The following is a 23,523-nucleotide window of genomic DNA, read 5'->3' on the forward strand; positions in this document are numbered from 1 at the left end:
CCGTGCCGATCGGGTGGAGTTTTTGCCGACTGCGCTGCGGCGGTGGGGGAACGGGTTTGTCATTGTTGCCTGAGCTTCCTGAATGACTCTGGAGCGGTGCGCAATTCGATTCCTCCGGCCGAAGTGGAGGAAATCGCCCTGAGGGAGGCGCGGGGATTTCTACAGCATCGCCAACGGCGTCAGGAAATCAACGACAACAACAGCAACAGTGCACGACGCGGCAGCGCGATGGGATGGAGCGCAGCTGTGCGGGGTGTTGCATAACTGAAGTATAGGTGATGCGCCGATCGGGCGTTGTTTCGCCGGGTATCCGCGACGGTTTGACACCCCGCCCGCAGTCGGCGCCGGTAGCGCCGACCGGCAACTCGTCACCCGTGCTGCAGGGCCGAATCGGTGTCGATGGCGTCCGGCTGCGGAAGATTCTCCGGGTGCAGCATCTCGGCATAGCGCAGCGATTCGGGAATGCCGAAGCCGTCAACAAGAGCCTGTGCGTGCGGCCGCAGCAGACGGCACCGGTCGTTGATACCGCGGGTGACCGCCTTGGCCCGCTCGTTGGACAGGAACCGGTGCTCGACGTACCACGCCTTGTCGTCCTCGATGACGTTCAACGCGTAGAGATCGCAGACGAGCCCGAGCACCTCACGGGCGTCGCTGTTGTCGCAGGACTCGATTCCGGCGACGAACGCCTCCAGCACCACCCGGTCGATGTGTGCCTTCGCGGCGTGCAACACATGATCCTGCACCCAGTTGAATGCGTCGAAGGCCGACATCTCCTTCGACTTGGCCTGCAGCCGGCGAGCCACCGAGGCGATCAGGTATTCCTCGCGGTCCTCGAACATCTTGACCTGAGTGCCGCGGTTGAACAGGCTGCCGTCCTCTTCGTTGTCCTGCCGGGCGTCGACGATGGTTTGCATAATCGTCTCGGCCGCAGTGCGTTTCAGCACCCGCTCGCCGGCAAAGTTGGCCGCGAAGCGGACCCACTCGACCGGACTCATGCTCTTGATGTCGTCGGCGTAAGCGGTCAGCAGCTCCTTGGCCACCAACTGGGTCAGCACGTGGTTGTCACCCTCGAAGGTGGTGAACACATCGGTGTCGGCGCGCAACGCGATCAACCGGTTGTCGGCCATATAGCCTGCCCCACCGCAGGCTTCGCGCGCCTCCTGGATAGCCGTCGAGGCATGCCAGGTGTTCGCGGCCTTCAGGCCGGCGGCCCGCGACTCCAGCTCCCGCTGCTCCTCGGCGTCGGGAGAGTCGGCCGTCTGCAGATCGTGGCACCTGGACACCAACTCGTTCTGCGCGAACTGCAACGCGTACGACTTCGCGATCAGCGGGAACAGCCGGCGCTGATGCACCAGATAGTCCATGATCAACACTTCGCCGTCGTCGTCGGGCGCAGTGAACTGTCTGCGTTGCAACGCATATCGGGTCGCGATATCCAGGGCCACCCGCGCCGCGTTGCCTGCGCTCCCGCCGACGGTCACTCGCCCGCGGATCAGCGTGCCGATCATGGTGAAGAACCGGCGGTTGGGATTCTCGATCGGTGAAGTGTAGGTGCCGTCGGCCTCCACGTCGCCGTACTTGTTCAGCAGGTTGACCCGTGGAACCCGGACGTTGTCGAACACGATGCGCCCGTTGTCGACCCCGGGCAGCCCGCCCTTGTATTGACAGTCCGATGTCGTCACGCCGGGCAGGTCGTTGCCCTCGTCGTCGCGGATCGGCACCAGGATGCAGTGCACGCCGTGGTTGACCTGCTCGCCGTTCTCGCCTGTGATGAGCTGCGCGAAAACTGCGGCGATGGTGGCGGTTTCGGCCGCGCCACCGATGTAGTCCTTGCGCGCGTTCGGCGTTGTGGAGTGGATGACGAATTCTTCGGTTTCGGCGTCGTAGGTAGCCGTCGTCTCCAGTGCCTGGACGTCGCTGCCGTGACCGGTCTCGGTCATTGCGAAACAGCCCCGCAACTCGAGATTGATGATCTTCTTGACGTAGCGCTCGTGGTGTCGTTCGGTGCCCAGGTTCTCCACCGCGCCGCCGAATAGGCCCCACTGCACGCCGGCCTTGACCATCAGCGACAGGTCCGACATGGCGAGCATCTCGATCATGCTGACAGCGGCGCCGACGTTGCCGGTTCCGCCGTGCTCCTTGCGAAAGCCGTCGTCGGCCGAGCCCGCGTCGGCCATGATGCTCATCTGCTCGGCCACCTTGGCGCGAGCGATCACCGTGTTCGGTGTGTAATGCGGACGGAAGGTGTCGTCGGCCAGTCGCTCACGCATCTGGTTCTTCACGTCGCGCCAACGTCCGTCGAGTGAATTGCGCAAATGTTCCGCAATGTTGGTCATACCCGACGGTAACCGATCAGAATTGAGTCGCCGAGATTCTGCACCGAACTGGACGCTGCGTTAACCATCGGTGCTTATAGTTCGTCGCGCGGCCGCGGCCACGCGGTCGAGGAAAGGTGCGCCATGGGCGGGGTGTCCCGCGCGTTCAGCATGCAGGGCGCGGTCGACATGGACTCCGTTGCGGCGGCCTTGCGACCCCGCTTCACGGTGGCCGCCGGCGTGGCGACCGCGGTTTCGCGCACCTGGCTGGACACCTTTGATTGGCGGCTGCACTCGGCCGGGATCTCGCTGCACTACGCCGACGGCGGGCCGCTGATCATGCAGTTTCCCGACAGCACCCGGCTGCAGGCCCCGATGGGCGCGCTGAAGTGGCCCGCGCAGGCGCGCGATTTACCGGCCGGGCCGATCCGCGATGCCCTGACACCGCTGATCGTGCCGCGGGCGCTGATGCCGGTCGTCACCGTGCACTCCGCGCTACAGGAAGCCCGGGTGCTGAATGCCGAGGCGAAGACCGTTGCCCGGCTGCTGACCGAGAGCGTTGACGACGGCACCAGCCAACTGCGAATCCAGCCGCTGCGCGGCTACGACTCCGCCGGTGATCGGATCGCGCGCCTGCTGTGCCGGATCGACGGGTTCAGCGCGGTCTCGACCACGCCGTACGATCTCGCGTTGACCCACGCCGAGCGCCACCCCGCCAACGGCCGCGGCTCGGCCCAGCTGCGGCCGGAAACCTCTGCTGCCGTGGCTATTTCGCAGACGCTGGTGGCGCTCGCGGCGGCCATCGAGGAGAACGTGCCGGGCACGATCGGGTCGATCGACACTGAATTCCTGCACGATCTGCGGGTCGCGGTGCGCCGCACCCGGTCGATTCTCAAGCTCGTCGGCGACGTGCTGCCCGACAACCTGGCCGAACGCTTCGCCCCGGAATTCAAGTGGCTGGGCGATCTGACCACCCCGGTCCGCGACCTGGACGTCTACCTGCTCGACCTGGACACCATGGCAGCCCGCCTGATGTCGGCCGCTCCCGGCGACCTGGACCCGTTCCGGTCGTTTCTGGTCAAGCATCGCAGCGCCGAGCGGCGGCGCCTGGTACGTGGGCTGCGATCGCGGCGGTTCGAGGAGCTGATGAGCGACTGGCGGACGGCGCTGGCCCAGGTGGCGACCGACGCCGTGGGCGGGCCGACGGTGGCGATGCTGGCGCGCCGGCGCCTACGGCAGGCGTACCGGAATGCGGCGCGGCGCGGTGGACGCATCCACCCGGATTCGCCGAGCGACGACGTGCACGGGTTGCGCAAGCGGTGCAAGGAACTGCGCTACCTGCTCGAGCTGTTCAAGCCGGTGTGCGACAACGAGGCACACCGTGCGCTGCTCAAGGAGCTCAAGTCGCTGCAGGACACGCTCGGCGACTTTCAGGACGGCGAGGTGCAGCGCGAAGCGGTCCGCGAATTCGCCGCGACGATGATGGAGCAGGGAGCGGCGCCGCCCGAGACGGTGCTGGCGATGGGTGAGATGGCCGCGCAACTCGACGCGCATCAACTCCGTGCACGCGCGGCGCTGGTGGGCCGGTTGCGGCCGTTCCTGGCCGATGAGAATCGCGCCCGAGTCAAAGCGCTGGTGCGCAGATGAAGGTCTACGCGACCTACAACATCAAGGGCGGCGTCGGTAAGACGTCGACCGCGGTGAACTTGGCGCATCTGGCGGCGCTCGACGGCCACAAGGTGTTGCTGTGGGATCTCGACCCACAGGGCGCGGCGACCTACATGTTCCGGGTGCGGGCGAAGGTCAAGGGCGGCGGCCGGGCTCTGCTGCAGGGGTCGCGACCGTTCGACGATGCGATCAAGGCCACCGATTTCGACGGGCTCGATGTGCTGCCGGCGGATTTCCGGTACCGCAACCTGGACGTGCAACTCGACGACATGAAGCGGCCGACCCGCCGGATCCGCGAACTGCTGCGATCGCAGAAAAGTCAGTACGACATGGTCTTTCTCGACTGCCCGCCGGGTATTTCGCTGCTGTCGGAAAATGTGTTGCACGCCGTCGACACCGTGTTGGTGCCGATGATCCCGGCGACCTTGTCGGTTCGCACCTTCGACCAATTGACCGGTTTTGTCAGCGATTTCCAGGGTCGCCGGCCGCGCGTGCGTGCCTTCTTCTCGATGGTGGACCGGCGCAAGCGGTTGCACTGCGACCTGGTGCGAAGCCTCGCCTCGGAGCGGCCCGGGATTCTGACCACATCCATTCCGGCGCTGTCGATCATCGAGCAGATGGCCGAACATCGCGCGCCGGTGACCGCAGCCGCGCCGCACAGTCCCGCAGCGCACTGCTACAAGGCGCTGTGGTCAGAGATCACCCGCGACGAACTCGGCTGACCGGTTTTCAGGTTGTGCCGGCGCGACGGCCGTCGTAGTCGCCAGCGCAGCGCCGCGGCCGCGACAACGCCGTAGCCGATCAGCAGACCCATGTCGAGTAGCCACTGGCCGGGTGTGTGTTTCCACGAATCATCAGCTTCGGCAAGGGGATTGACCGCGTGCACGTCGACGGTCGACGCCGCGGCGGCGAATCCCCATCGGGACGGCACCAGCGCGGCGATCTGCTCCAGCGGGAACCGGCCGGAAATGGGGAACAATGCCCCGGCGAACACCGTGGAGACCAAGACGACCAGTACGGCGGTCAACCAGACCTGCTCGTAAAGTGTGGCCGGCGAGGAGAACGCCAACGCGACCAACGCGGTGACAGTGGCGATGACCGCCAGCGCGATGAACAACTCGACGCTGGCCGCGAGCTTGGTGTGGCCCAACAGGACGGCGCCGTGGGCGGGTGCCTGGTGGCCGACGGTCGCCACGGTCGTGATGACCGCGGTCTGGACAATCGCGGTCAGGGTGTAGACGATCACCTTGGCGGCCAGAAACGCCGACGCCGACAAGCCGTGCGCTTGTTCGCGCCGGAAGATGCTCTGCTCGGTGAACAGGTCGCGGACGCCCAGCGCCGTGCCCATCACGATGGCGCCGAGGGTGAGCACGGTGAGAATCGCGAGGGCTTGGTCGGGATTGTGGCCGTACCGGCTGGCCGGGCCCAGACCGGCGTCCCCGGGTATCAGCAACGAGATCGCGCCGAACAGCACCGGAAGAATCGCCAGGAAGGTGAAGTAGCGCTGATCGCCGATCATCAGCCAGGCTTGACGACGAGTCGAAACCGCGATCTGGCGCAACATGTTTCGTTGCGGCGCAGGGGCGCACGGCGGCTCGGATGGTCCCGGCGGCGGTTCCGGCGATGGCGGCTCAGCTCGGCGCGCGAGGTAATCCTCGTGCGCGCCGTACGGGTCGGTACGGGCTCGCTCGACGATCTCGGCCCAGTCGGTCGTGCCCAGCTGCGGCCCGATCTGCGCCGGCGGACCGGCGAACACCGGAATGCCGGTCGGGGTGAGCAGCAGCACCTGGTCGCAGACATCGAGTTCGGTGGGTGCCGTCGTCGCCTCTAGGACAACGCGCCCCTCGTCGGCGAGTTGCCGAAGCTTCGCCGTGATCCGTTGCGCAGCTTGCCGATTGAGGCCGACGGTCGGTTCGTCGAAGACGATCAGCGCGGGATCGGTCAGCAGTTCCGCCGCCAGCGATGCACGCTTGCGCTGCTCGCGGGTCAGCGTTCCCGCTTTGGCGGTGCGCAGCGCGGTCAGCTCCAGCTTCTCCAGCACCGAGCGCACAGCCTCGCCTCGCTGTTCGGCGGAAGTGCTTGACGGGAAACGCAATTCGGCGGCGTACCGCAACGCTTGCCCGACGGTCAGGTGCGGCCGCAGCAGATCGTGACGCGGTACCACTCCGACCTGCGGACGCACATCGTCGGCGGCAACGTCGTGGCCGTCGAAGTCGACCTCACCCATGCTCGGCCGCACCGTGCCGGCGAGCACGTCGACCAGAGCGGACGTGCTGGCTTCCGACAGCCCGATCACCGAGGTGATCGTGCCGGGCGACGCGGTGAAGGAGAGGTCCGTCAGTGCCTGCTTGCCGTCGACACAGAGGCGCACGCGGCGCGCCTCCAGCGGACCGGCGATGCTGCTCGGTGTGGGCTTCGGGGTGCTCGTGGGCTCTTCGTTCGGCTGCTGCGGCCGCACGGCCGGCGCGGGCTGCTGAGCCGGCCGCTTTGAAAGACGCGGCTTGCGCTTCGGCAGTTTCTGCGTGCCGACGTCGAGCCGGGCGGCCACAGTCGGCGGTGGCGGAGTCGGTGGCTGAAAGTGCGGCATCGGCCGTGGGGGCGGAGCCGGTGGCTGAAAGTGCGGCATCGGCCGTGGAGGCGGAGGCGGGGGTGCTTGAGGACGCATCGGCGGGGGCGCCGTGATGCGCGGCGGCGGCGGCGGTGGCGGAGCGGAGAGCTGGAACACCAGCCGTGGGCCGTGTTGTGGGTCGCCGAAGGTGATCGCGCGGCCTTCGTGGATGAAGATCGTCGACATTCGCACCCCGTCGACGTACATGCCGGCTTCGCTGCGGTCGACGGCGATCCACTCGATGCCGTTGAAGTGCAGCAACACCTGGGGCTCAGACAGCCCGCCGAGGTCGTAGAGCCGGATGTCCGCGCCGCCGTTGGAGCCGATGGTGACGTCGCGATCAGGCGGGAAGTCGTACCGCTGGGTGCCGAGCCAGACGATCAAGGGAGAGCCGAACGTAGCCGGCGACACATCCACCCCCTTCCTCGCCCACCTGCTGGCCTCAAGAGTCCATTATCCCGCCGCTACCATGCAGCGAGACGCGACCGTAGGTCGTTGGCGCTGGCCAGACAGCGTTGGGGCATAGGGTTAGCGAGATCTGCCGGTGCGCGGGACGGCCCGGGCGTCTTCGAGTAGGCGGCGCAATACGGTGACGGCATCCACCAGAGTCTGCCGATCGGTGGCGTCCAACTCGGCCAGTTGCGGCTCGATCGCGCTGGCGCGGTCGGCTCGCACCCGATTCAGCGTCTTCATCCCCTCGGCGGTGATCTTGATGCGCACGGCGCGGGCGTCGCAGGGGTCGATGGCGCGGGTGACCAGGCCGGCCTCTTCGAGGCGTCTCACCTGCGTGGTCATGGTCGGCTGCGAGCAGTGGTCCATCGCTGCCAGGTCACAGATTCGTGCCTCGCCGTGGGCGTCGATGGTCGACAGCAGACGGGCCTGCGCGGCCGGCAATTGCATCTGGATGCGTTGGGTGGCGTAGCGGTTGAGTCGGGCGACGACGGCGAGCAGATCCGCACCCAGGCCGGGGACAGCCTCCTCGGCAGCGCCGCGCTCAGCGGTTGCGGGTGACGTCATGCATATATAGTTGCATAGCCAGGCTATCTAGACCATGAACCGGGCAATTTCAGTCTGGTTAACTCGATCGACCGCCCATCGTCTGCTCGCGGGAGCACCCCGCGACAGCTGGCAGAATTGATGCAATGAACGCGACTCGCCCAGCGAGCCGGACACCTACGTCCCGCTCGCTGCGTCCCGGCGAACTCGCGCAGGCGTCGGTGATGGCTGCGCTGTGCGCGGCGACTGCGATCATCTCCATCGTCGTTCCGTTCGCCGGTGCGTTGGCGTTGCTGGGGACCGTGCCGATGGGGTTGCTGGCCTACCGTTACCGCTTCCGGGTGCTGATCGCCGGGACGGTGGCCGCCGGCTTGATCGCCTTCCTGATCGCCGGTCTGGGCGGCCTGATGACGGTGGGCCATAGCGCCTACGTGGGCGGGCTGACCGGGGTCGTCAAACGCCGGGGCCGCGGCACCGGGACGGTTGTCGTGGTGTCGCTGCTCGCCGGAGCGGCGTTCAACGTCGTCACGGTCGCGGCGCTGGCGTTGCTCTCGCGGCTGCGGCACCTGATCTTCGATGCGATCACCGCGAACATCAACGGTGTCGCGGCCGTCTTGCGGTCGATCGGGCGCTTCACGACCGAGCACCACTTCCCGATGGGCCCCCGCATCGGGACCACTCTGGAATGGTCGGCGGGAAAACTCCAATGGGTCCTCGCCGAAGCGCTGAACTACTGGCCCTGGCTGATCTTCGCCAACGGTACCGTCTCGATCGTCGTCGTCTCGCTGATCGGTTGGTGGGCACTGTCGCGGGTGCTGGACCGGATGCGCGGCATACCCGACGTGCACAAGCTCGACGCGCCCGTCGACAGCGCGCCGGTCGGCCCAGTTCCAGTGCGGCTCAACCAAGTCCGTTTCCGCTATCCCAACACCGACCACGACGCGCTGCGGCCGGTCGACCTAGAGGTCAAGCCCGACGAACATCTGGCGATCACCGGGGCCAACGGCTCCGGCAAAACCACCCTGATGCTGGTACTGGCCGGGCGGGAACCGACGTCGGGCACCATTGAACGTCCAGGATCGGTGGGCCTGGGCCGGATGGGCGGGACCGCTATCGTCATGCAGCACCCGGAATCTCAGGTGCTGGGCACCCGGGTCGCCGACGACGTGGTCTGGGGTCTGCCGCCGGGGACGACGACCGACGTGGCCGCACTGCTGCGCGAAGTCGGACTGGAATCGCACGCCGAACGCGACACCGGAAGTCTCTCCGGCGGCGAACTGCAGCGACTGGCGGTAGCGGCTGCGCTGGCGCGCGAGCCGGCGATGCTCATCGCCGACGAGGTAACCAGCATGGTCGACCAAGAGGGTCGTGACGCGCTGCTCGGCGTGCTGTCCGGCCTGAAACAGCGCCACCGCACGGCGGTCGTGCACATCACCCATTACCACAGCGAGGCCGAATCCGCCGACAGCACAATCAGTCTCAGTGAGTCCGGCGACAACACCAGCATGGTCGGCACGATCGCCGCGCCCGCGGCGACCCCGGTGCCCGGCCACGAGTTTGGCCCCGCGATCCTCCAGGTCAACGACGTCAGCCACGAATACAACAGCGGGACCCCCTGGGCCAAGGCCGCGTTGCGCAACGTCAGCTTTTCGGTACACCAGGGTGAAGGCCTGCTGATCCACGGCGGCAACGGCTCGGGCAAGTCGACGCTGGCATGGATCCTGGCCGGGCTGACGGTCCCGACCACCGGCACCTGCCTGCTCGACGGCCGACCCTCCCACGAACAAGTCGGGGCGGTTGCGCTGTCGTTCCAGGCGGCGCGATTGCAGTTGATGCGCAGCCGGGTCGACTTGGAAGTCGCCTCTGCCGCTGGCTTTTCACCCAAGGACCACGATCGCGTCATTGCCGCGCTCGGTGTCGTCGGGCTGGACAGCGGCCTGGCCAACCGGCGCATCGATCAGCTCAGCGGCGGTCAGATGCGCCGAGTGGTGCTGGCCGGGCTGCTGGCCCGCTCGCCGCGGGCGCTGATTCTCGACGAGCCACTGGCCGGCGTGGACGCCGTCACGCAGCGCGGGTTGGTGCGCCTGATCGAGGAGTTGCGCCGCGAGCAGGGTCTGACCGTCGTGGTGATTTCGCACGACTTCGCGGGCTTGGAAGACCTCTGCCCGCACACGTTGGATCTTCGTGACGGGGTGCTGCACGCGGTCTCGACGGCGGCCGGGGGACTGTCATGACGACGGCGTCATCGGGGGAACGGTCAAAACGTCGGCCACCTCGCTCGGTGGTGCTGTTGCGTCCGGTGCCCGGCAGCTCCGTGGTCCACGACCTGTGGGCCGGCACCAAACTATTGGCGGTCTTTTCCGTCTCGGTCCTGTTGACGTTCTATCCGGGCTGGATCGCCATCGGGCTGGTGGCCGCGCTGGTGGTCACTGCGGCCCGGCTCGCGCACATCCCGCGCGGCGCCCTGCCCGATGTGCCGCACTGGCTGTGGATCCTGTTGGTGTTCGGCGGGGTCTCCGCAGCGTTCGCGGGTGGCAGCCCGATCATGCATCTGGCCGGAGTTCCGATCGGGCTCGGCGGGTTGCTGAATTTCCTGCGGATCACCACGTTGTCGTTCGTGCTATTGAGCCTGGGAGCGATGGTGTCGTGGACCACCAATGTCGCCGAAATAGCGCCTGCGGTAGCCACTTTGGGCCGACCGCTGCGATGGTTGCGGATACCCGTCGACGAGTGGGCCGTCACGATTGCGCTGGCGCTGCGCGCATTCCCGATGCTGATCGACGAATTCCGGTTGCTGTATGCCGCGCGCCGATTGCGGCCCAGACGGGTCGCGGACACCCGCCGGGCGCGTCGGCGGCGCGCGGCCCGGGAAGCGGTCGACCTGATCGCCGCGGCCCTCACGGTGACCCTGCGCCGAGCCGACGAGATGGGTGACGCCATCACCGCGCGTGGTGGCATCGGCCAGATTTCGGCGGTTCCGTCGCGACCGAAACGGGCTGACTGGATCGCGATCGCCATTACGATCGTGACGTGCGCCGCGGCTGTTGCACTCGAGATCCACACCGGCGTCAGCGGCGTGCGGCCGCGTTAGCCGCGTCCTGAGCCAGGCGCAGGGTCGTCGCGATATCGCTACGGCCAAGGAACATCTCGTCGAAATAGGGCTTGATCGCCTGATTGCCGGCGGCGAAGCCGGCGCCGCCGGGAGCAGCGATGTGCGGGCCGTTGAGAACGTCGAAGAAGGGCTTCACATTGACACCTTTGCGCAGCCAGTAATCGAAGAAGGTGTTCTGCGCTGCGGTGACTGCGGGAATGGCGCTGCCCTGGGCGCCCACGTACTGGTTGCCCCCGGTGCTGCCCATCCAGGCCAGCACCTGGCGTACCGCGTCGGGATGTGGGGAGGCCGAATTGCCGGCCGCAGCAATACCGTTGGTGACGCTGACCCGGCCCTTCGGACCGGCGGGCAGCATCGCCACGCCCCAGCGGAAGGTGGCTTTCCCGGCGATCGTGGCCAAGTTGTAGGTGCCGGACTGAAACAGCGCCATCCTGCCGGCCAGGAACTGGTTGCGGGAGAAATCGCCGTTCTCGTTGGTGTCCGACGCCGGCGGCGCGACGTGGTCATGGTTGATCAGCGTGACCAGATAGGTGAAAGCCTCGACGGCGCCGGCATTGTCGAACGCGAAGCGATCACCGTCCTGAAACACTCCGCCCGCCGACCCGATGTAGTCGAGATAGATGCCCTGTGGGTCGTTGGCTGCGTTATAGGCCCACCGCGGGATGCGGTTGGGGTCGAAACCCGGCGTGCTCGCCGAACGTCCGTCGACGTCGACGGTGAGCCGGGCCAGCAGTGGGCGCAGGGTGTCGTCGCCGCCCAGGCTCCACCGCAGTGTGTCCAACGTGGCAGGGTCGACTCCGGCGGCGGCGAGCAGGTCCGCGTTGTAGTAGACCGCGATACCGCCGTCGGTTAGTTGAGGGACCGCCCACAGCGTCCCGTTTCGGGTGAACTGCCCGACCACCGACGACTCCCACGTCGTCGCGACATCGGACCCCAAGGTCGCGCCGATATCCAGCAGTCGACCGTTGTCCGCGTATCCGGCCAGGTAGGCGTTGGACAGCCAGAAAATGTCGTCGGCGGTGCCGCCGGCGACGTCGGTGCGTAGCGTGTCGAAGTAGGTGGAATAGGAGACGACGTCGGTCTGCACGTCGATGTCGGGATGCGTCTTCATGAACGCCGCAAATGACGATCGGTACGCCTCGGCTACCTGCTGGTCCCATAGCCGAACGGTGACAACGGTTTTGCCGCCGGGTGGTCGTGCCGTCACGTCCAGCAGCACCGCCGCGGCGACCAGTGACGCGGCGACCAGCAGCCAGGCCAGCGTGACTCGCGTGGAGAACCGTAGCCTGCTCATTGCGTTGCCTGTCCGCCGCGAAACTGCAGTGAGGGTTGTATTTTCGAGAAATTCACGGCCATCACGTCTGTCTCGCGGATCGGCTGGGTCATTTGAGCCCCGAGACGACGATCGAGCGGACGATGTGCCGCTGGAAAATCAGGAACAACACCAGCAGCGGCACGACGGCCACCCACACCGCGGCCATCACCAGCGTCCACTGCGCGTTGTAGCGGGACTGCAGTGCGGCCGTCGCCACCGTGAGTACCTGCCATCTGCTGCCGCTGGTGATGATCAGCGGCCACAGGAAGTGGTGCCACTCCGACACCACGGTGATCAGCGCCAGCGTGACGATGACGACTCGGCTGGACGGCACGACGACGTGCACGATCACGTCCAAGGTAGTGCCGCCGTCGAGGTAGGCCGCGTTGATCAGATCGTCGGGGATTGCGCGGAAGTGCTGACGCAGCAAAAAGATTGCGTAGGGGGAGCCGAAGACGAATGGTAACACCAACGCCCAGAACGTGTTCCGCAGTCCCAGCTGCGACATCATCAGGTACAGCGGTACGACTGTCACGCTGCCCGGCACCATCAGCGTCGCGAGGTAGACCCAGAACAGTGCGTCGCGGCCGGGAAAGCGCAGCCGAGCGAAGGCGTACGCAGCGAATATCGACGAGGTCAGCTGCCCCAACAGGCTGGTCGCCGTCATCAGCGCTGTGACCGCGAGGGCGCGACTGAACCCGTGACCGGCCAAGCCGGAATAATTGGACAGCGTCGGCGGCCGCGGCCAGGTCAACGGCGTGCCCGTGGCGAACTGGTGCGCCGACGTGAACGAGGTCAACAGACCGAACCCGAACGGCGCCAGCGTTACGGCCGCGCCCACCGCCAGGCCGGCGTACACCAAGACCGACGAGGGCGTTTTAGGTGAGGTCATAGCTGATCCGCCGTCGGAAGTACAGGTGCTGTGCGAGGGTGACGCTCACCAGGATGACGAACAGCACGACCGCCATCACCGAAGCCCGACCAACGGCCGCGGCACCGAACGCTTCGGCGTAGATCCGGTGCGCGACCAGATCGGTGCGGTTCTGGGGTCCACCACCGGTCAACGCGTAAACCGTGTCGAAAACCTGTGCGGCACTGACGACTCCGGTGACCAGCACGAAGAACATGGTCGGCCGCAGCATCGGCAGCGTGATGCGCCAGAACCGCTGCCAGGACGTCGCGCCGTCGGTGCGCGCCGCCGAGTGGATCTCGTCGGGAATCGCCAGGATGCCGGCCAGGAAGAACAGTGCGACGTAGCCGACGTTGCTCCAGATGACCACCGCCGACACCACCGGTAGGGCCAGCCCGGGATCGGTGAGCCATTCGATGCGATGCCCCAGCACCGTGCTGACGGCGCCGTCGGTGGGTGCCAGAATCCAGCGCCACAGCACCGCAATCGCGAGCGGGACACTGATCCACGGCAGGACGTAGATCGTGCGGAACACGCCACTACCGGGCAGTTCGCGCGCCAGCAGCGCCCCGACGGCCAATCCGAGCACGGTCTGCACCGGGACCACGATCGCCACGAATGCACATGTCACCAGCAGTGAGTTGCCGAAGGTGTTGTCCCGCAGTACCGAGCGCCAGTTCTGGCCTCCGACATACTCGATCGGCCCGAGCAGGTCCCAGCGGTGCAAACTCAGCCACACCACCACCAGGATCGGCAGGAGCAGAAACGTCACGACCCCGAAGAGGCTCGGTGCGATCAAGGCATATCCCAGCGCGGTCGAACGGCGTCTGGAGGTCACCCCCATAAGGCTAGTAAAGCGGTCGATACGGTGGTTGTCGTGACACCGAACCGGGGGATCGACGCCGACTTCCTCAGCCTGCCGCGCCACGAGTTGGCTGACGCCGCGCTGGCCGCCGCCACCGCCGCCGGGGCCGGGCACGCCGACCTGCGAATTCACCGACTGGTCAACGAGGTCATCCAGTTGCGCGACGGCGAGCTCGAGGCTGCGGTGCTCAACTGCGACATCGGCCTGGCCGTGCGGGTGGTGGTCGACGGCACCTGGGGCTTCGCGTCGCACGCCGAACTGTCACCGGACGTTGCCGCGGACACCGCCCGCCGCGCGGTGGCGGTGGCCCGCACGCTGGCGGAGCTCAACACCGACCGCGTCGAGCTGGCGGCCGAGCCGGTGTATACCGACGCCACCTGGGTGTCGAGCTATCGCACCGACCCGTTCACGGTGCCGTTGGCCGACAAGATCACCGTGCTCGACGAATATTCCGGCCGGCTGCTGGCCGCCGATGGCATCAACCACGTGTCGGCCAGCCTGATGTCGGTCAAGGAGCAGACCTTCTACGCCGACACCGCGGGCTCGTCGATCACCCAGCAGCGGGTGCGGGTGCAGCCCCGATTCGAAGCGGTGACCGTGGACCCCGGCGGCGGTTTCGACTCGATGCGCACGCTGGCGCCGCCGATGGGCCGCGGCTGGGAGGTGCTGGCCGGCGATGACGTGTGGAACTGGACCGACGAGCTGGCGGAGCTGCCGGCGCTGCTGGCCGAGAAGATCAAGGCGCCCAGCGTCACGCCCGGGCGTAAGGACTTGGTGATCGACCCCACCAACCTGTGGCTGACCATTCACGAATCCATCGGCCACGCAACCGAATACGACCGCGCCATCGGCTATGAAGCGGCCTACGCGGGCACCTCGTTCGCCACCCCCGACAAGCTCGGCGCACTGCGGTACGGGTCGCCGATCATGAACGTGACCGCCGACCGCACCGTCGAATTCGGTTTGGCCAGCGTCGGTTACGACGACGAGGGGGTGGCCGCACAGAGCTGGGATCTGGTGCGCGACGGGATCTTCGTGGGCTATCAGCTGGACCGGGCGTTCGCGCCGCGGCTGGGCCAGGCCCGGTCCAACGGCTGCTCGTACGCCGATTCACCGCATCACGTGCCGATCCAGCGGATGGCCAACGTGTCGCTGCAACCCGGACCGCAAGACCTCAGCACCGACGAGTTGATCGCCCGGGTCGAGGATGGTATCTACATCGTCGGCGACCGGTCGTGGTCAATCGATATGCAGCGCTACAACTTCCAGTTCACCGGCCAGCGGTTCTTCCGCATCCGGGACGGACGCCGCGACGGCCAACTGCGCGATGTGGCCTATCAGGCCACCACGACCGACTTCTGGAATTCGATGGATGCCGTTGGTGGCGCGTCGACCTGGCGACTGGGCGGGGCGTTCAACTGCGGCAAGGCCCAGCCGGGTCAGGTGGCCGCTGTCAGCCACGGCTGCCCGTCGGCGCTGTTCCGCGGCGTCAACGTGCTCAACACGCGTACGGAGGGCGGCCTGTGATCGGCCCGCAGCAGGTCATCGACATCGCGTTGGAGACCGCGGCCACGCTGGGCCGCGCCGCCGAGACCATCGTGTTGGTCAGCGACCGCTCCAGTACATCGCTGCGGTGGGCCAACAACTCGATGACCACCAACGGGGTGTCGACGGTACGGCAGACCACGGTGATTTCGATTGCGCGCGAACGTGATACCGCACGGGTGGGTTCGCTGACCACGGCCGAGGTGGAGCCGGCGGCCATCGCGGAGTTGGTCGCCGCGTCGCAAGCTGCTGCTATCGCCGCACCCGAAGCCCGTGATGGCGCGCCGCTGCTGAGCGGCAACACCGCACCGGACGACTGGGATGCTCCGATTCCGTCGACCGGCCCCGAGGTGTTCGCAGCCATCGCCGAACCGCTGGCCCGTGGATTCCGCGGCAGCGACCAGCTGTACGGCTTCGCGCAGCACACCGTGGAGACAACGTTCCTGGCGACGTCGACCGGACTGCGGCGTCGCCACACCCAGCCCGCTGGCTCGGTGGAGATCAACGCCAAGCGTGCCGGTGCCAGCGCCTGGGCGGGTGTCGGCACCCCGGATTTCGTTGGTGTGTCGACGGATTCGCTACTGGACGAGCTGTCGATGCGGCTGGGCTGGGCTGCCAGTCGGGTCGAGTTGCCGGCGGGCCGTTACGAGACCATCCTGCCGCCGTCCGCCGTCGCGGACATGATGATCTACCTGGGCTGGTCGATGACCGGCCGCGGTGCGCAGGAGGGCCGCACCGCGCTCAGCGCGCCGGCTGGCGGGACCCGGGTGGGGGAGAAGCTGACCGACCTGCCGCTGACGCTGTACTCCGATCCGGCGGCGCCCGGATTGGGCTGCGCGCCGTTCGTGACGGCGACGAGTTCGTCGGAGACGCTGTCGATCTTCGACAACGGCATGAATATCGGCCGGGTCGACTGGATCCGAGACGGCGTGATCAACGCGCTGGCCTACCCGCGGGCCGCGGCCGTCGAGTTCGGCGCCCCGGTCGCCGTCGCCGCCGAGAACATCCTGATGACCGGCGGCAGCACCGAACTCGCCGACCTGATCGCGGCAACCGAGCGCGGGCTGCTGTTGACCACGCTGTGGTACATGCGCGAGGTCGACCCCACCACGCTGCTGCTGACCGGGCTGACCCGCGACGGCGTCTACCTCGTCGAAGACGGCGAGGTGAGCGCGGCGGTCAACAACTTCCGCTTCAACGAGAGCCCGCTGGATCTGCTGCGGCGGGCCAGCCAGGCCGGCGTCAGCGAGCAGACGCTGCCGCGCGAATGGGGCGACTGGGTCACCCGCGCGGCGATGCCGTCGCTGCGGATTCCGGACTTTCACATGTCATCGGTGAGCCAAGCGACATAATCGCACTGTGGTGGCGCACGACGACCTGACCCGACTGGTGGCGTTGTCTCCCGGCGACGGGCGATTGACCGCGCTGGTTCGCGGGGTGTGCGCGACGACTCTCGGCTTGCCGGCGCTTCCCGCGCCGGTGGATCCGGCTTCAGCGGACGTCGTCGCCGAGTTCGCCGAGCAGTTCAGCGTCGACGTCTCGGCGACAACCGGCGGGCAGCGCTCGAAGCTGTGGAAAGCGCTGGGCGACGATACGTTCGGCACCGTGGTGCAGATGTACATCGCCGACTTCGTGCCGCGGGTGCGTGCCGGGCTGGAAGCGCTCGGGGTCGGTGACGCCTACCTCGGCTGGGTGCCCGGACCCCTGGCGTGGGATCACCACACCGATCCGTCCGACCTGGTGTTCAACACCTTTCTGCCGACCGTGGCCCGGTTGCGTGAGCTCGACGCGCTGACGGCCGAAGTGGTCCGGTTGCGCGGCGCGACCCAGCACAACTGCCGGCTGTGCACGTCACTGCGGGAGACGACGGCGCTGGACGCCGGTGGGACGGAGACGCTGTATGAGGACATCGCAAGATTCGAGGAGTCGACGCAGTTGACCGACCGTCACAAGGCCGCACTGCGCTACGCGGATGCGCTGATCTGGTCGCCGGGTTCGATCGGCGCCGACGTCGCCGCGGGCGTGCACAAGCACTTCTGCGCCGCCGAAGCCGTCGAGCTGACACTGGACGTGATGCGTAATGCCAGCAACAAGATCGCGGTGGCGCTGGCCGGCGATGCGCCGCGGGTCGAGCAGGGCACCGAGCGGTATCTGCTCGACGTCGACGGGCAGACGGTGTTCAGCTGACGGCGCGCCCCACCAGAACTTCTGTCCAGAGCGGACCGGGCGGGCGTTAAAAGACGAATACGCCGTTGTTTTTCGGAGGATGCCGTGGGGCCTATCGAAGCCTTCCATGCGACGTGGTCGCAGGCACGCTCCACGATGGGCGAGGGCACGCCGCAGGACGGCAGCGGGCTGGACACCAGCGCGCAGCTGCGCGAACTGCAGTCCCGGGTGCAGGCGGCCGCACCGGGCGAACGGTGGACGGGCCACGCGGCCGACACCTACGCCGACGCCAACAGCCGCCAGGCGCGGCGGCTGGCCCGGATGGCGGAGCTTGACCAGCAGCTGGGCGCCGAGGTCACCCGCTCGGCGCAGGCGGTGACCGCCGGCCGGCAAAACCTCGACAGCGTCCGGCAGTGGGTGAATGACGCTGCCGCGACGCTGCCGGACTCCGGCGATCTAGAACAGCAGCTGCCGATCGCCCGCCAGGGGGTCAGCGACATCGCCGACGTCGTGCGCCAGACCCACGGAGACCTCAACGCCATCGGGGCGCGGATTCAAACCATCGGCCAGCAATACTCCGAGCTTGGCGACGGCCGCCCGCACGACGAATTCGACACAGAACCTCCCCGTTGCGATCCTCAAGAGCAAGCGAAGCTGATCAAAAAATTCGCTGACTGGTGCGCCGAAAGGGACAGGCTCACAAAGGAAATCAGTGAATACGATGCTAAGTATCCGCCCGGTCACTTGTTCAACAAGAACAATCCGTACGAGCTCTCCGAGTATGAGCGCGGTCAAGAACTCCAGCGAGAACGAGGCAAGCTTGTGCGCGATTATGGTGAGCTCCTCAAAGACGCAACTACCTGCGGCGCCAAACAGGACCCTGAGACCGGTGATATCGTCTGGCCCGACGGAACCCGAACGACCATACGCCCACCGAAGTGAGCATGCGGAGCACACAACTGCCGACGATTCGCGACCTGGCTGCATCCGGCCTGGCCCACACGTGCCGTTGCAAGACAAGGCAATCCAGTTCACACAGCTTCGAAAAGACAAATCATGATCCAGGTACGAGCAATTGTCCCTGCGATAACTGCGGCGGTAGCCATCACCGCCAGCGGGACTCTCATCGCCGGGTGCGGGCCGAAAAACAGCGGTCCTACCGCGACGCCGTCGGCGAGTACGCACGCCGCGACGGCAACACCTCCCGGGCTGTTTCCGCCTACTGTCAACGAGGGAGTCCCGGTGTCCGGACCGGTGTCGGGTCTACGCCCGGCAACGCCAATCATGGTGGGCGACAACGCTACCGCTAAAGTGTGCTTGACGGGTTTCTACATCGACTATCCCGACACCACCCGCAACGGCGAACACTTCCCCGCCTTTATCACTGCTGCGCAGTGCGCCCAGGGCAACGACCACGCTCCGGTGGCGGTGATGAAAGCCAGCGGCCGGGGCCAGAGCCCGACGCGCACAAAGATCGGTGTGATCACTTATGTGAGCCCCGGCGAGGAAACGCCGGCCGACGGTGACGCGCCGTGGACCATTCCCACGTCTCTCCTGGCGGTCTTGACTGCAGGGCAGCCTAATTGGGCGCTGCCGGTTGAAGTCACCGTCAACGGCAAGCCGCCGGCCAGCACGTTGGTGCAGTCGGTCCAGCCAGTCGAACAGGGTAAGGCGCCGGTCACGTGGACCAATAGCTTCGGTGAGGTTGTCACCGGGCATGTCCTTGACCCCGCGGCCACGCCCGAGATCCGTGATATTCCCAGCAACATCGAGCGGGTTGTTGTGGCCGCCGACGACCCGTCCAAGCCGATCGCCGCCGAGGTTCTTGGCTCCCCGGTCACGGTCGACCTCAACGGCATTACTTCTAATCTCGGCGTCGTCGTTGGTATCGACAAAGACCGGCATTGGGTCGTCGTCGATTTGGTCGATTCCTTCCTGACGACGCATGGCGCGCACCTCATCGTGACACGCTGACTGGATGCTCCGTCGTGGTCAGCGGCCAGATGCGCGACCTGCCATTGACCCGGCTTCCGCAAATAGTGGGCACCCGGATCGCCGGCAATGGGCGTTGGTCAGCCGCATGGCGAATTCGACCTGGACGCGCAGTTCACTCGCCCGCAGGGCCTACCGCCAGGGGCTCCGGTTCCCGAGGAGACTACAGAAATCACTATTGAGGTTTTCTCACTTGGGGCCTGTGATCCTGGTGTGATTGGTGATGATGCGATCGGCGTGTCGTGAGCACGGACGTGGGGTCCGTTCCCGAAGATTCGGTTTCGACAAAGACACCGAACAGGGAAGGACCCCACGTGGCTCGCCCCGAGGGCATACCGACGCTGACCGACGCTGACCGACAAGGGCTACCAGGGTGCTGGCATCGGGGTGCAGCACCCGGTCAAAGGCCGCGATCTGGACGCCGACACCACCTGCTATAACACCCTGCTGACCGGCCTACGGGCGCTCGGGGAGCGCGCCAACGCCGAACTCAAAGAACGGTGGCGATGCCTACGCCGCATCCGGCAACACCCCAACAGAATCGGAGCAATCGTCGCCGCCGCAATCGTCCTCTCAACCCTCCAACGAGGAAACTATTAGTTAGAAAACCTCAATGCCTCGTATAGCCCGCGGTCATCGCCTTACATCACCCAACCGAAAGTTTCAGTTATCTGGGCGGGCCGCCCGCCCCGCTCATCTGCGGCCTCATCCCGCTCAGATACGGAACGTCTACAGGTACGATTACGTGTAGACGTTCCGTATCATTTCTCGGGAGAGGCGGTGGTGTCGATGGAAGCCCTGACGCCGAGCACGGCAGCGCAGGGTGGCCTGTCGCGCAGCGCGCTCTACCGTGACGCGCGTGCGGGCCGGCTGGACCGCATCGCCCGCGGCATCTACCTGCCCGCGGAGGCCTCGGCTGCCGACTGGGATCAGATCGAGGCGGCGACAAGGCGCCCCGATGCGACGATCTGCCTGACCTCCGCGCTCGCCTATCACGACCTGACCGACGCGATCCCCGCCGCGCTGGACGTTGCGATCCCCCGGGGGTCGAGAACACCGGCGAGCACGGGTGCGATCGCGTGGCACCAATTCGACCGCACCACATTCGAGATCGGACGCGAGCAGATCACGATCCCGGGATCGAATCAGACGATCGGAATCTACTCGCCGGAGCGGTCGATTGCCGACGCGTTCCGGCTCCGCGGTGAGGTCGGATACGAACTGGCGCGCGACGCGCTGCGCGAATGGCTGCGCCGAGGCGGCAAACCGGCCCGGCTGATCGACGTTGCGTCTCGCCTACCGCGGGCGAAGTCCCCGGTCCTGCAGGCGTTGGAGATGCTGGGGTGAGCTCCACCATCGCCGAGAAGGGCGTCACCATCCTCGAACGCGGCATCACCAGCACCCGCTGGCGTGACTACGTCGACATCGTCGCACTCGCCCGCCACGGCATCGACCCTGATGAACTGCTCCGCTCGGCACGGGCTGTCGCGCGCCACCGTGGCGTCACCCTCGAACCCGTCGCATCGCACCTGACCGGTTACGGCGCAGTCGCACAACCGAAATGGGCCGCATGGCGCCGCAAGGAACACCTCGAATCCGTCTGCGAGGAGAACCTCGACGACCAGATCACCCTGGTCGCCTCCTACCTCGATTCCGTCTTCGCCCACGGCCCCGAATAGACAGAGGCAACATCAGTCCGACCACGGAGTAGGCGTGCGCGCCGCTTCGATGATGCGCACCAGTGATGGCGCTCACTGAAACTGCTCAGTTCTGCTCATAGAAAGTGCTCACCGCGTGGCTCCGCCATTGAGGGCGGGCCTCCTTCGATGCTGCTGGTGTCTGACGCCAACAGCTCCAGTCGAAGGAGGTCCGCTTTCTTATGCTCACACGAGAGGAAGACGTGGAGATACACGCATTGCATCAGCGTGGGCAGTCGGTCTAGCCCGCGTCCAGGGCCTGCTCGGCCCATTCCGTGGTGCGGACGATGATCATCGGGCGCTGCAGACGGCATGGCACACCAGGGTGGTCTGCCACGAGTCATCCGGGAAGGGGTCAACTCGTGTTGGCTGCAGGGCGTGAAACTGCCACGGCGCCAGCCGATCACCCCGCCATGGTCTTCGGGCACCGCGATGATCACCGAAATAATCCCCCGATCGCGATGGCCTCGACGACACTGCGACATCATCACCATGCCGCCGCACGGATTCGACCGAAGCATCCTCGCGCTCAACGCCGCTACCCCCACCTCAACGTGGTCACCCTGAATGCCCGGCAACAACAACAGCATCGCCCTTGGATGTCGGATTGAGCGCAACCAAGGCACGGATCGACGACTTGGTCGCCAAGTTCACCCAGCAGCCCGTTGCAGAGCTTCTGACCTCACCTGCGCGCCGGTCACGGAGGATGAGCGCGAGCCGACGGAGGCGTAGGGCCAAGCCCGCGGCCGGGTCATCGACACCCGGAGGTGCCTATGACTTGTAAGAGCCGAGAGTTCCCACCGCACCAGGTCGGCCCGATCCCGTTGTACCTGTCCACGATCCGTCGGTACTCGCGGCGGTTGCGGATCAGCGGCGTGTCAGTAGCTGCGGCTGGCGCCCCACACCGGCCAGGATTCCGTCGACCTTGGCAAGTCCGTCGATCGCATCGGGTAACCAGCTCGCGGATGGGTGTCGAACTGCGGGACGAGCACACCTGTCGTCCAGCAAACAGTCTCGTGCTCAGCCGGGTAAGTAGGGATACTTGCTCGGTGCATCCGCGTCGCGGACGTCTAACCCATCGGCGAATGCCGTCAACTCCAGCGTCTCTTCAGCTATGCGCGGTAAAACCATAAGGTTTTTCTGCGCCGTGGTTTGATCCAACCTGGCGCTGCATCGCTTCCAAAGCCTGATCCATCGTCGCGACCACCCAGCATCAGGCCGGAATCGGGATGAATCCCGCGCCAGGGCCACCAGCGCTATTGACATCATCAAGGACGGCGCTGAACAGCATCATCTCTGTGAATTGATGCGGCGGCGATCCCTGCAGGTCGGGCGGGACGAACTGGCCGCCGGTGATCAGGCCGAGAAGCAGGCCATCGGACGTGGCCGGGCCGCCGTTATCGCCGGGCTGGTAGGCGCCCCCGCCCATGGATATTCGCCGGCCCCCAAAGGGAAGGGAGCCGATGCGGCCGCAGGAGTCACCGGTGGCCGCCCCGAGTCGGCACAGTGGCTGGTGCCACTCGAAGGGGCGGGTGTCGATGCCGTTGATGACGAAACCGGCGAAGTTAGGGATCGGGGTGATTTTAGCGGAGTCGAATTTGATCACCGCGTACCTCAGACCAGGGTCGTTGGGGATGGCCACCACGGTACCCACGGGGCCGAGGCTTTCAGAGCCTTCGGCGACGACCGGAGAATCGGGTCCGCCGCAGCTCGCGGCGGTGAAACCCACCAGCCCCCCCGTCTTGTCGTGACCGATCGTGGTCAAGGTGCAATACGTGCCGCCGACAACGATGCCAGCCCCGCCGCCCAGCGGGAGCGCCGCGGAGGCGGCGGGAGCACACACGACGGCCAGCAACAGCACGAACACGCACACTCCGACCCACCAGCGATATCCCGCCCGCATCATGGACTGCCTCCGGGACTCCAGTTCGCCGTCAGGTTCTGGCTCATACCCGGCGCCGCTGCCGTCGTTGGAATTGATTTATCCAGGGGCGCCGGGCGTGCCAGGGGTGCCGTCGCTGCCGCCGTCGCCGCCGTCGCCGCCGGGTCCACTGATGGCGCTGTTGCCACCATTGCCGCCGTCCCCGCCGCGACCGTTGCCGTCCGGACCGACCTGCCCGCCGTTACCGCCGTTCCCGCCGGTGCTTTGCGCACTATTGCTGCCACCGTTGCCACCGTTACCGCCGTCCCCACCAGTCCCGCCGTGGGCAGCGCCACCGATCCCTCCCGTCCCCGCAGCGCCAGGCGACGAACCTGATGCACCGTCACCGCCGTTGCCGCCGTTACCTCCGGGCCCGCCGTCACCGGCACCGCCACCGCCACCACCGCCGCCGC

19 protein-coding genes and 1 pseudogene are annotated in these 23,523 nt (G+C 66.6%); 12 read left to right on the top strand and 8 right to left on the bottom strand.

Annotated elements, in window-relative coordinates; genetic code table 11:
- Positions 1-368: 368 nt before the first annotated feature.
- On the bottom strand, positions 369-2,336 hold the full coding sequence (locus tag ABDV69_RS03360) for an acyl-CoA dehydrogenase (RefSeq protein ID WP_343571917.1): 1,968 nt from the start codon (positions 2,334-2,336) through the stop codon (positions 369-371).
- Between the two features lie 123 nt (positions 2,337-2,459).
- Here ABDV69_RS03360 and ABDV69_RS03365 point away from each other — a divergent pair, with 123 nt between their 5' ends.
- Entirely contained in the window at positions 2,460-3,962 is a 1,503-nt protein-coding gene (locus ABDV69_RS03365) for a CHAD domain-containing protein (RefSeq protein WP_343571918.1), read from the top strand.
- Complete coding sequence (locus ABDV69_RS03370; RefSeq protein WP_343571919.1) at positions 3,959-4,705, top strand: AAA family ATPase; 747 nt, start codon at positions 3,959-3,961, stop codon at positions 4,703-4,705. Before ABDV69_RS03365 ends, ABDV69_RS03370 begins: the two co-directional genes overlap by 4 nt.
- Here ABDV69_RS03370 and ABDV69_RS03375 read toward each other — a convergent pair.
- Entirely contained in the window at positions 4,660-7,002 is a 2,343-nt protein-coding gene (locus tag ABDV69_RS03375; RefSeq protein ID WP_343571920.1) for an ATP-binding cassette domain-containing protein, read from the bottom strand. The two genes, ABDV69_RS03370 and ABDV69_RS03375, sit on opposite strands and share 46 nt — an antisense overlap.
- Positions 7,003-7,119: 117 nt before the next feature.
- Positions 7,120-7,608 (bottom strand): MarR family transcriptional regulator, encoded by a 489-nt coding sequence (locus ABDV69_RS03380; RefSeq protein WP_343571921.1) that lies wholly within the window; start codon positions 7,606-7,608, stop codon positions 7,120-7,122.
- 125 nt (positions 7,609-7,733) lie between these two features.
- On the opposite strand from ABDV69_RS03380, the gene ABDV69_RS03385 reads away from it, so the two are divergent.
- Both ABDV69_RS03385 and ABDV69_RS03390 read left to right on the top strand, forming a co-directional pair.
- Positions 7,734-9,821: an ATP-binding cassette domain-containing protein gene (locus ABDV69_RS03385; RefSeq protein ID WP_343571922.1), complete on the top strand. Its 2,088-nt coding sequence runs from the start codon at positions 7,734-7,736 to the stop codon at positions 9,819-9,821.
- A complete protein-coding gene (locus tag ABDV69_RS03390) occupies positions 9,818-10,678 on the top strand; it encodes an energy-coupling factor transporter transmembrane protein EcfT (protein ID WP_343571923.1) in 861 nt (286 codons plus the stop codon). The genes ABDV69_RS03385 and ABDV69_RS03390 overlap by 4 nt, the downstream gene beginning before the upstream one ends.
- On the opposite strand, the gene ABDV69_RS03395 is transcribed toward ABDV69_RS03390, so the two are convergent.
- From ABDV69_RS03395 to ABDV69_RS03405, 3 genes are all read right to left on the bottom strand, one after another.
- Positions 10,656-11,993 (bottom strand): sugar ABC transporter substrate-binding protein, encoded by a 1,338-nt coding sequence (locus ABDV69_RS03395; RefSeq protein WP_343571924.1) that lies wholly within the window; start codon positions 11,991-11,993, stop codon positions 10,656-10,658. The two genes, ABDV69_RS03390 and ABDV69_RS03395, sit on opposite strands and share 23 nt — an antisense overlap.
- 88 nt (positions 11,994-12,081) lie before the next feature.
- Positions 12,082-12,906 carry a carbohydrate ABC transporter permease gene (locus ABDV69_RS03400; RefSeq protein ID WP_343571925.1) on the bottom strand — a complete coding sequence of 275 codons (825 nt, stop codon included), beginning with the start codon at positions 12,904-12,906 and terminating at the stop codon, positions 12,082-12,084.
- Positions 12,893-13,768, bottom strand: a complete 876-nt coding sequence (locus ABDV69_RS03405; protein ID WP_343571926.1) for a sugar ABC transporter permease — start codon at positions 13,766-13,768, stop codon at positions 12,893-12,895. The genes ABDV69_RS03400 and ABDV69_RS03405 overlap by 14 nt, the downstream gene beginning before the upstream one ends.
- Before the next feature lie 33 nt (positions 13,769-13,801).
- On the opposite strand from ABDV69_RS03405, the gene ABDV69_RS03410 reads away from it, so the two are divergent.
- From ABDV69_RS03410 to ABDV69_RS03445, 8 genes and pseudogenes are all read left to right on the top strand, one after another.
- Positions 13,802-15,316: a TldD/PmbA family protein gene (locus tag ABDV69_RS03410; protein ID WP_343571927.1), complete on the top strand. Its 1,515-nt coding sequence runs from the start codon at positions 13,802-13,804 to the stop codon at positions 15,314-15,316.
- Positions 15,313-16,686, top strand: coding sequence for a metallopeptidase TldD-related protein (locus ABDV69_RS03415; RefSeq protein ID WP_343571928.1), 1,374 nt, complete (start codon positions 15,313-15,315; stop codon positions 16,684-16,686). The genes ABDV69_RS03410 and ABDV69_RS03415 overlap by 4 nt, the downstream gene beginning before the upstream one ends.
- Before the next feature lie 7 nt (positions 16,687-16,693).
- Entirely contained in the window at positions 16,694-17,521 is an 828-nt protein-coding gene (locus ABDV69_RS03420) for a carboxymuconolactone decarboxylase family protein (RefSeq protein ID WP_343571929.1), read from the top strand.
- Positions 17,522-17,605: 84 nt separating this feature from the next.
- Entirely contained in the window at positions 17,606-18,442 is an 837-nt protein-coding gene (locus tag ABDV69_RS03425; RefSeq protein ID WP_343571930.1) for an EspA/EspE family type VII secretion system effector, read from the top strand.
- Positions 18,443-18,742: 300 nt separating this feature from the next.
- Positions 18,743-19,474, top strand: coding sequence for a hypothetical protein (locus tag ABDV69_RS03430; protein ID WP_343571931.1), 732 nt, complete (start codon positions 18,743-18,745; stop codon positions 19,472-19,474).
- Positions 19,475-19,837: 363 nt separating this feature from the next.
- Positions 19,838-20,092, top strand: a pseudogene (locus ABDV69_RS03435) (transposase family protein); the annotation flags it as partial.
- Between the two features lie 189 nt (positions 20,093-20,281).
- Positions 20,282-20,839, top strand: a complete 558-nt coding sequence (locus tag ABDV69_RS03440) for a type IV toxin-antitoxin system AbiEi family antitoxin domain-containing protein (RefSeq protein ID WP_343571932.1) — start codon at positions 20,282-20,284, stop codon at positions 20,837-20,839.
- The gene (locus tag ABDV69_RS03445; RefSeq protein ID WP_343571933.1) at positions 20,836-21,171 is read left to right on the top strand and encodes a nucleotidyl transferase AbiEii/AbiGii toxin family protein; all 336 of its coding nucleotides are present in this window, start codon (positions 20,836-20,838) and stop codon (positions 21,169-21,171) included. Before ABDV69_RS03440 ends, ABDV69_RS03445 begins: the two co-directional genes overlap by 4 nt.
- A gap of 1,231 nt (positions 21,172-22,402) precedes the next feature.
- On the opposite strand, the gene ABDV69_RS03450 is transcribed toward ABDV69_RS03445, so the two are convergent.
- Both ABDV69_RS03450 and ABDV69_RS03455 read right to left on the bottom strand, forming a co-directional pair.
- Complete coding sequence (locus ABDV69_RS03450; protein WP_343571934.1) at positions 22,403-23,092, bottom strand: serine protease; 690 nt, start codon at positions 23,090-23,092, stop codon at positions 22,403-22,405.
- 78 nt (positions 23,093-23,170) lie between these two features.
- A partial coding sequence (locus ABDV69_RS03455; RefSeq protein WP_343571935.1) for a hypothetical protein occupies positions 23,171-23,523 on the bottom strand: 353 nt, incomplete at its 5' end.

The organism is Mycobacterium sp. (genome assembly GCF_039583785.1).
GTDB lineage: Bacteria > Actinomycetota > Actinomycetes > Mycobacteriales > Mycobacteriaceae > Mycobacterium.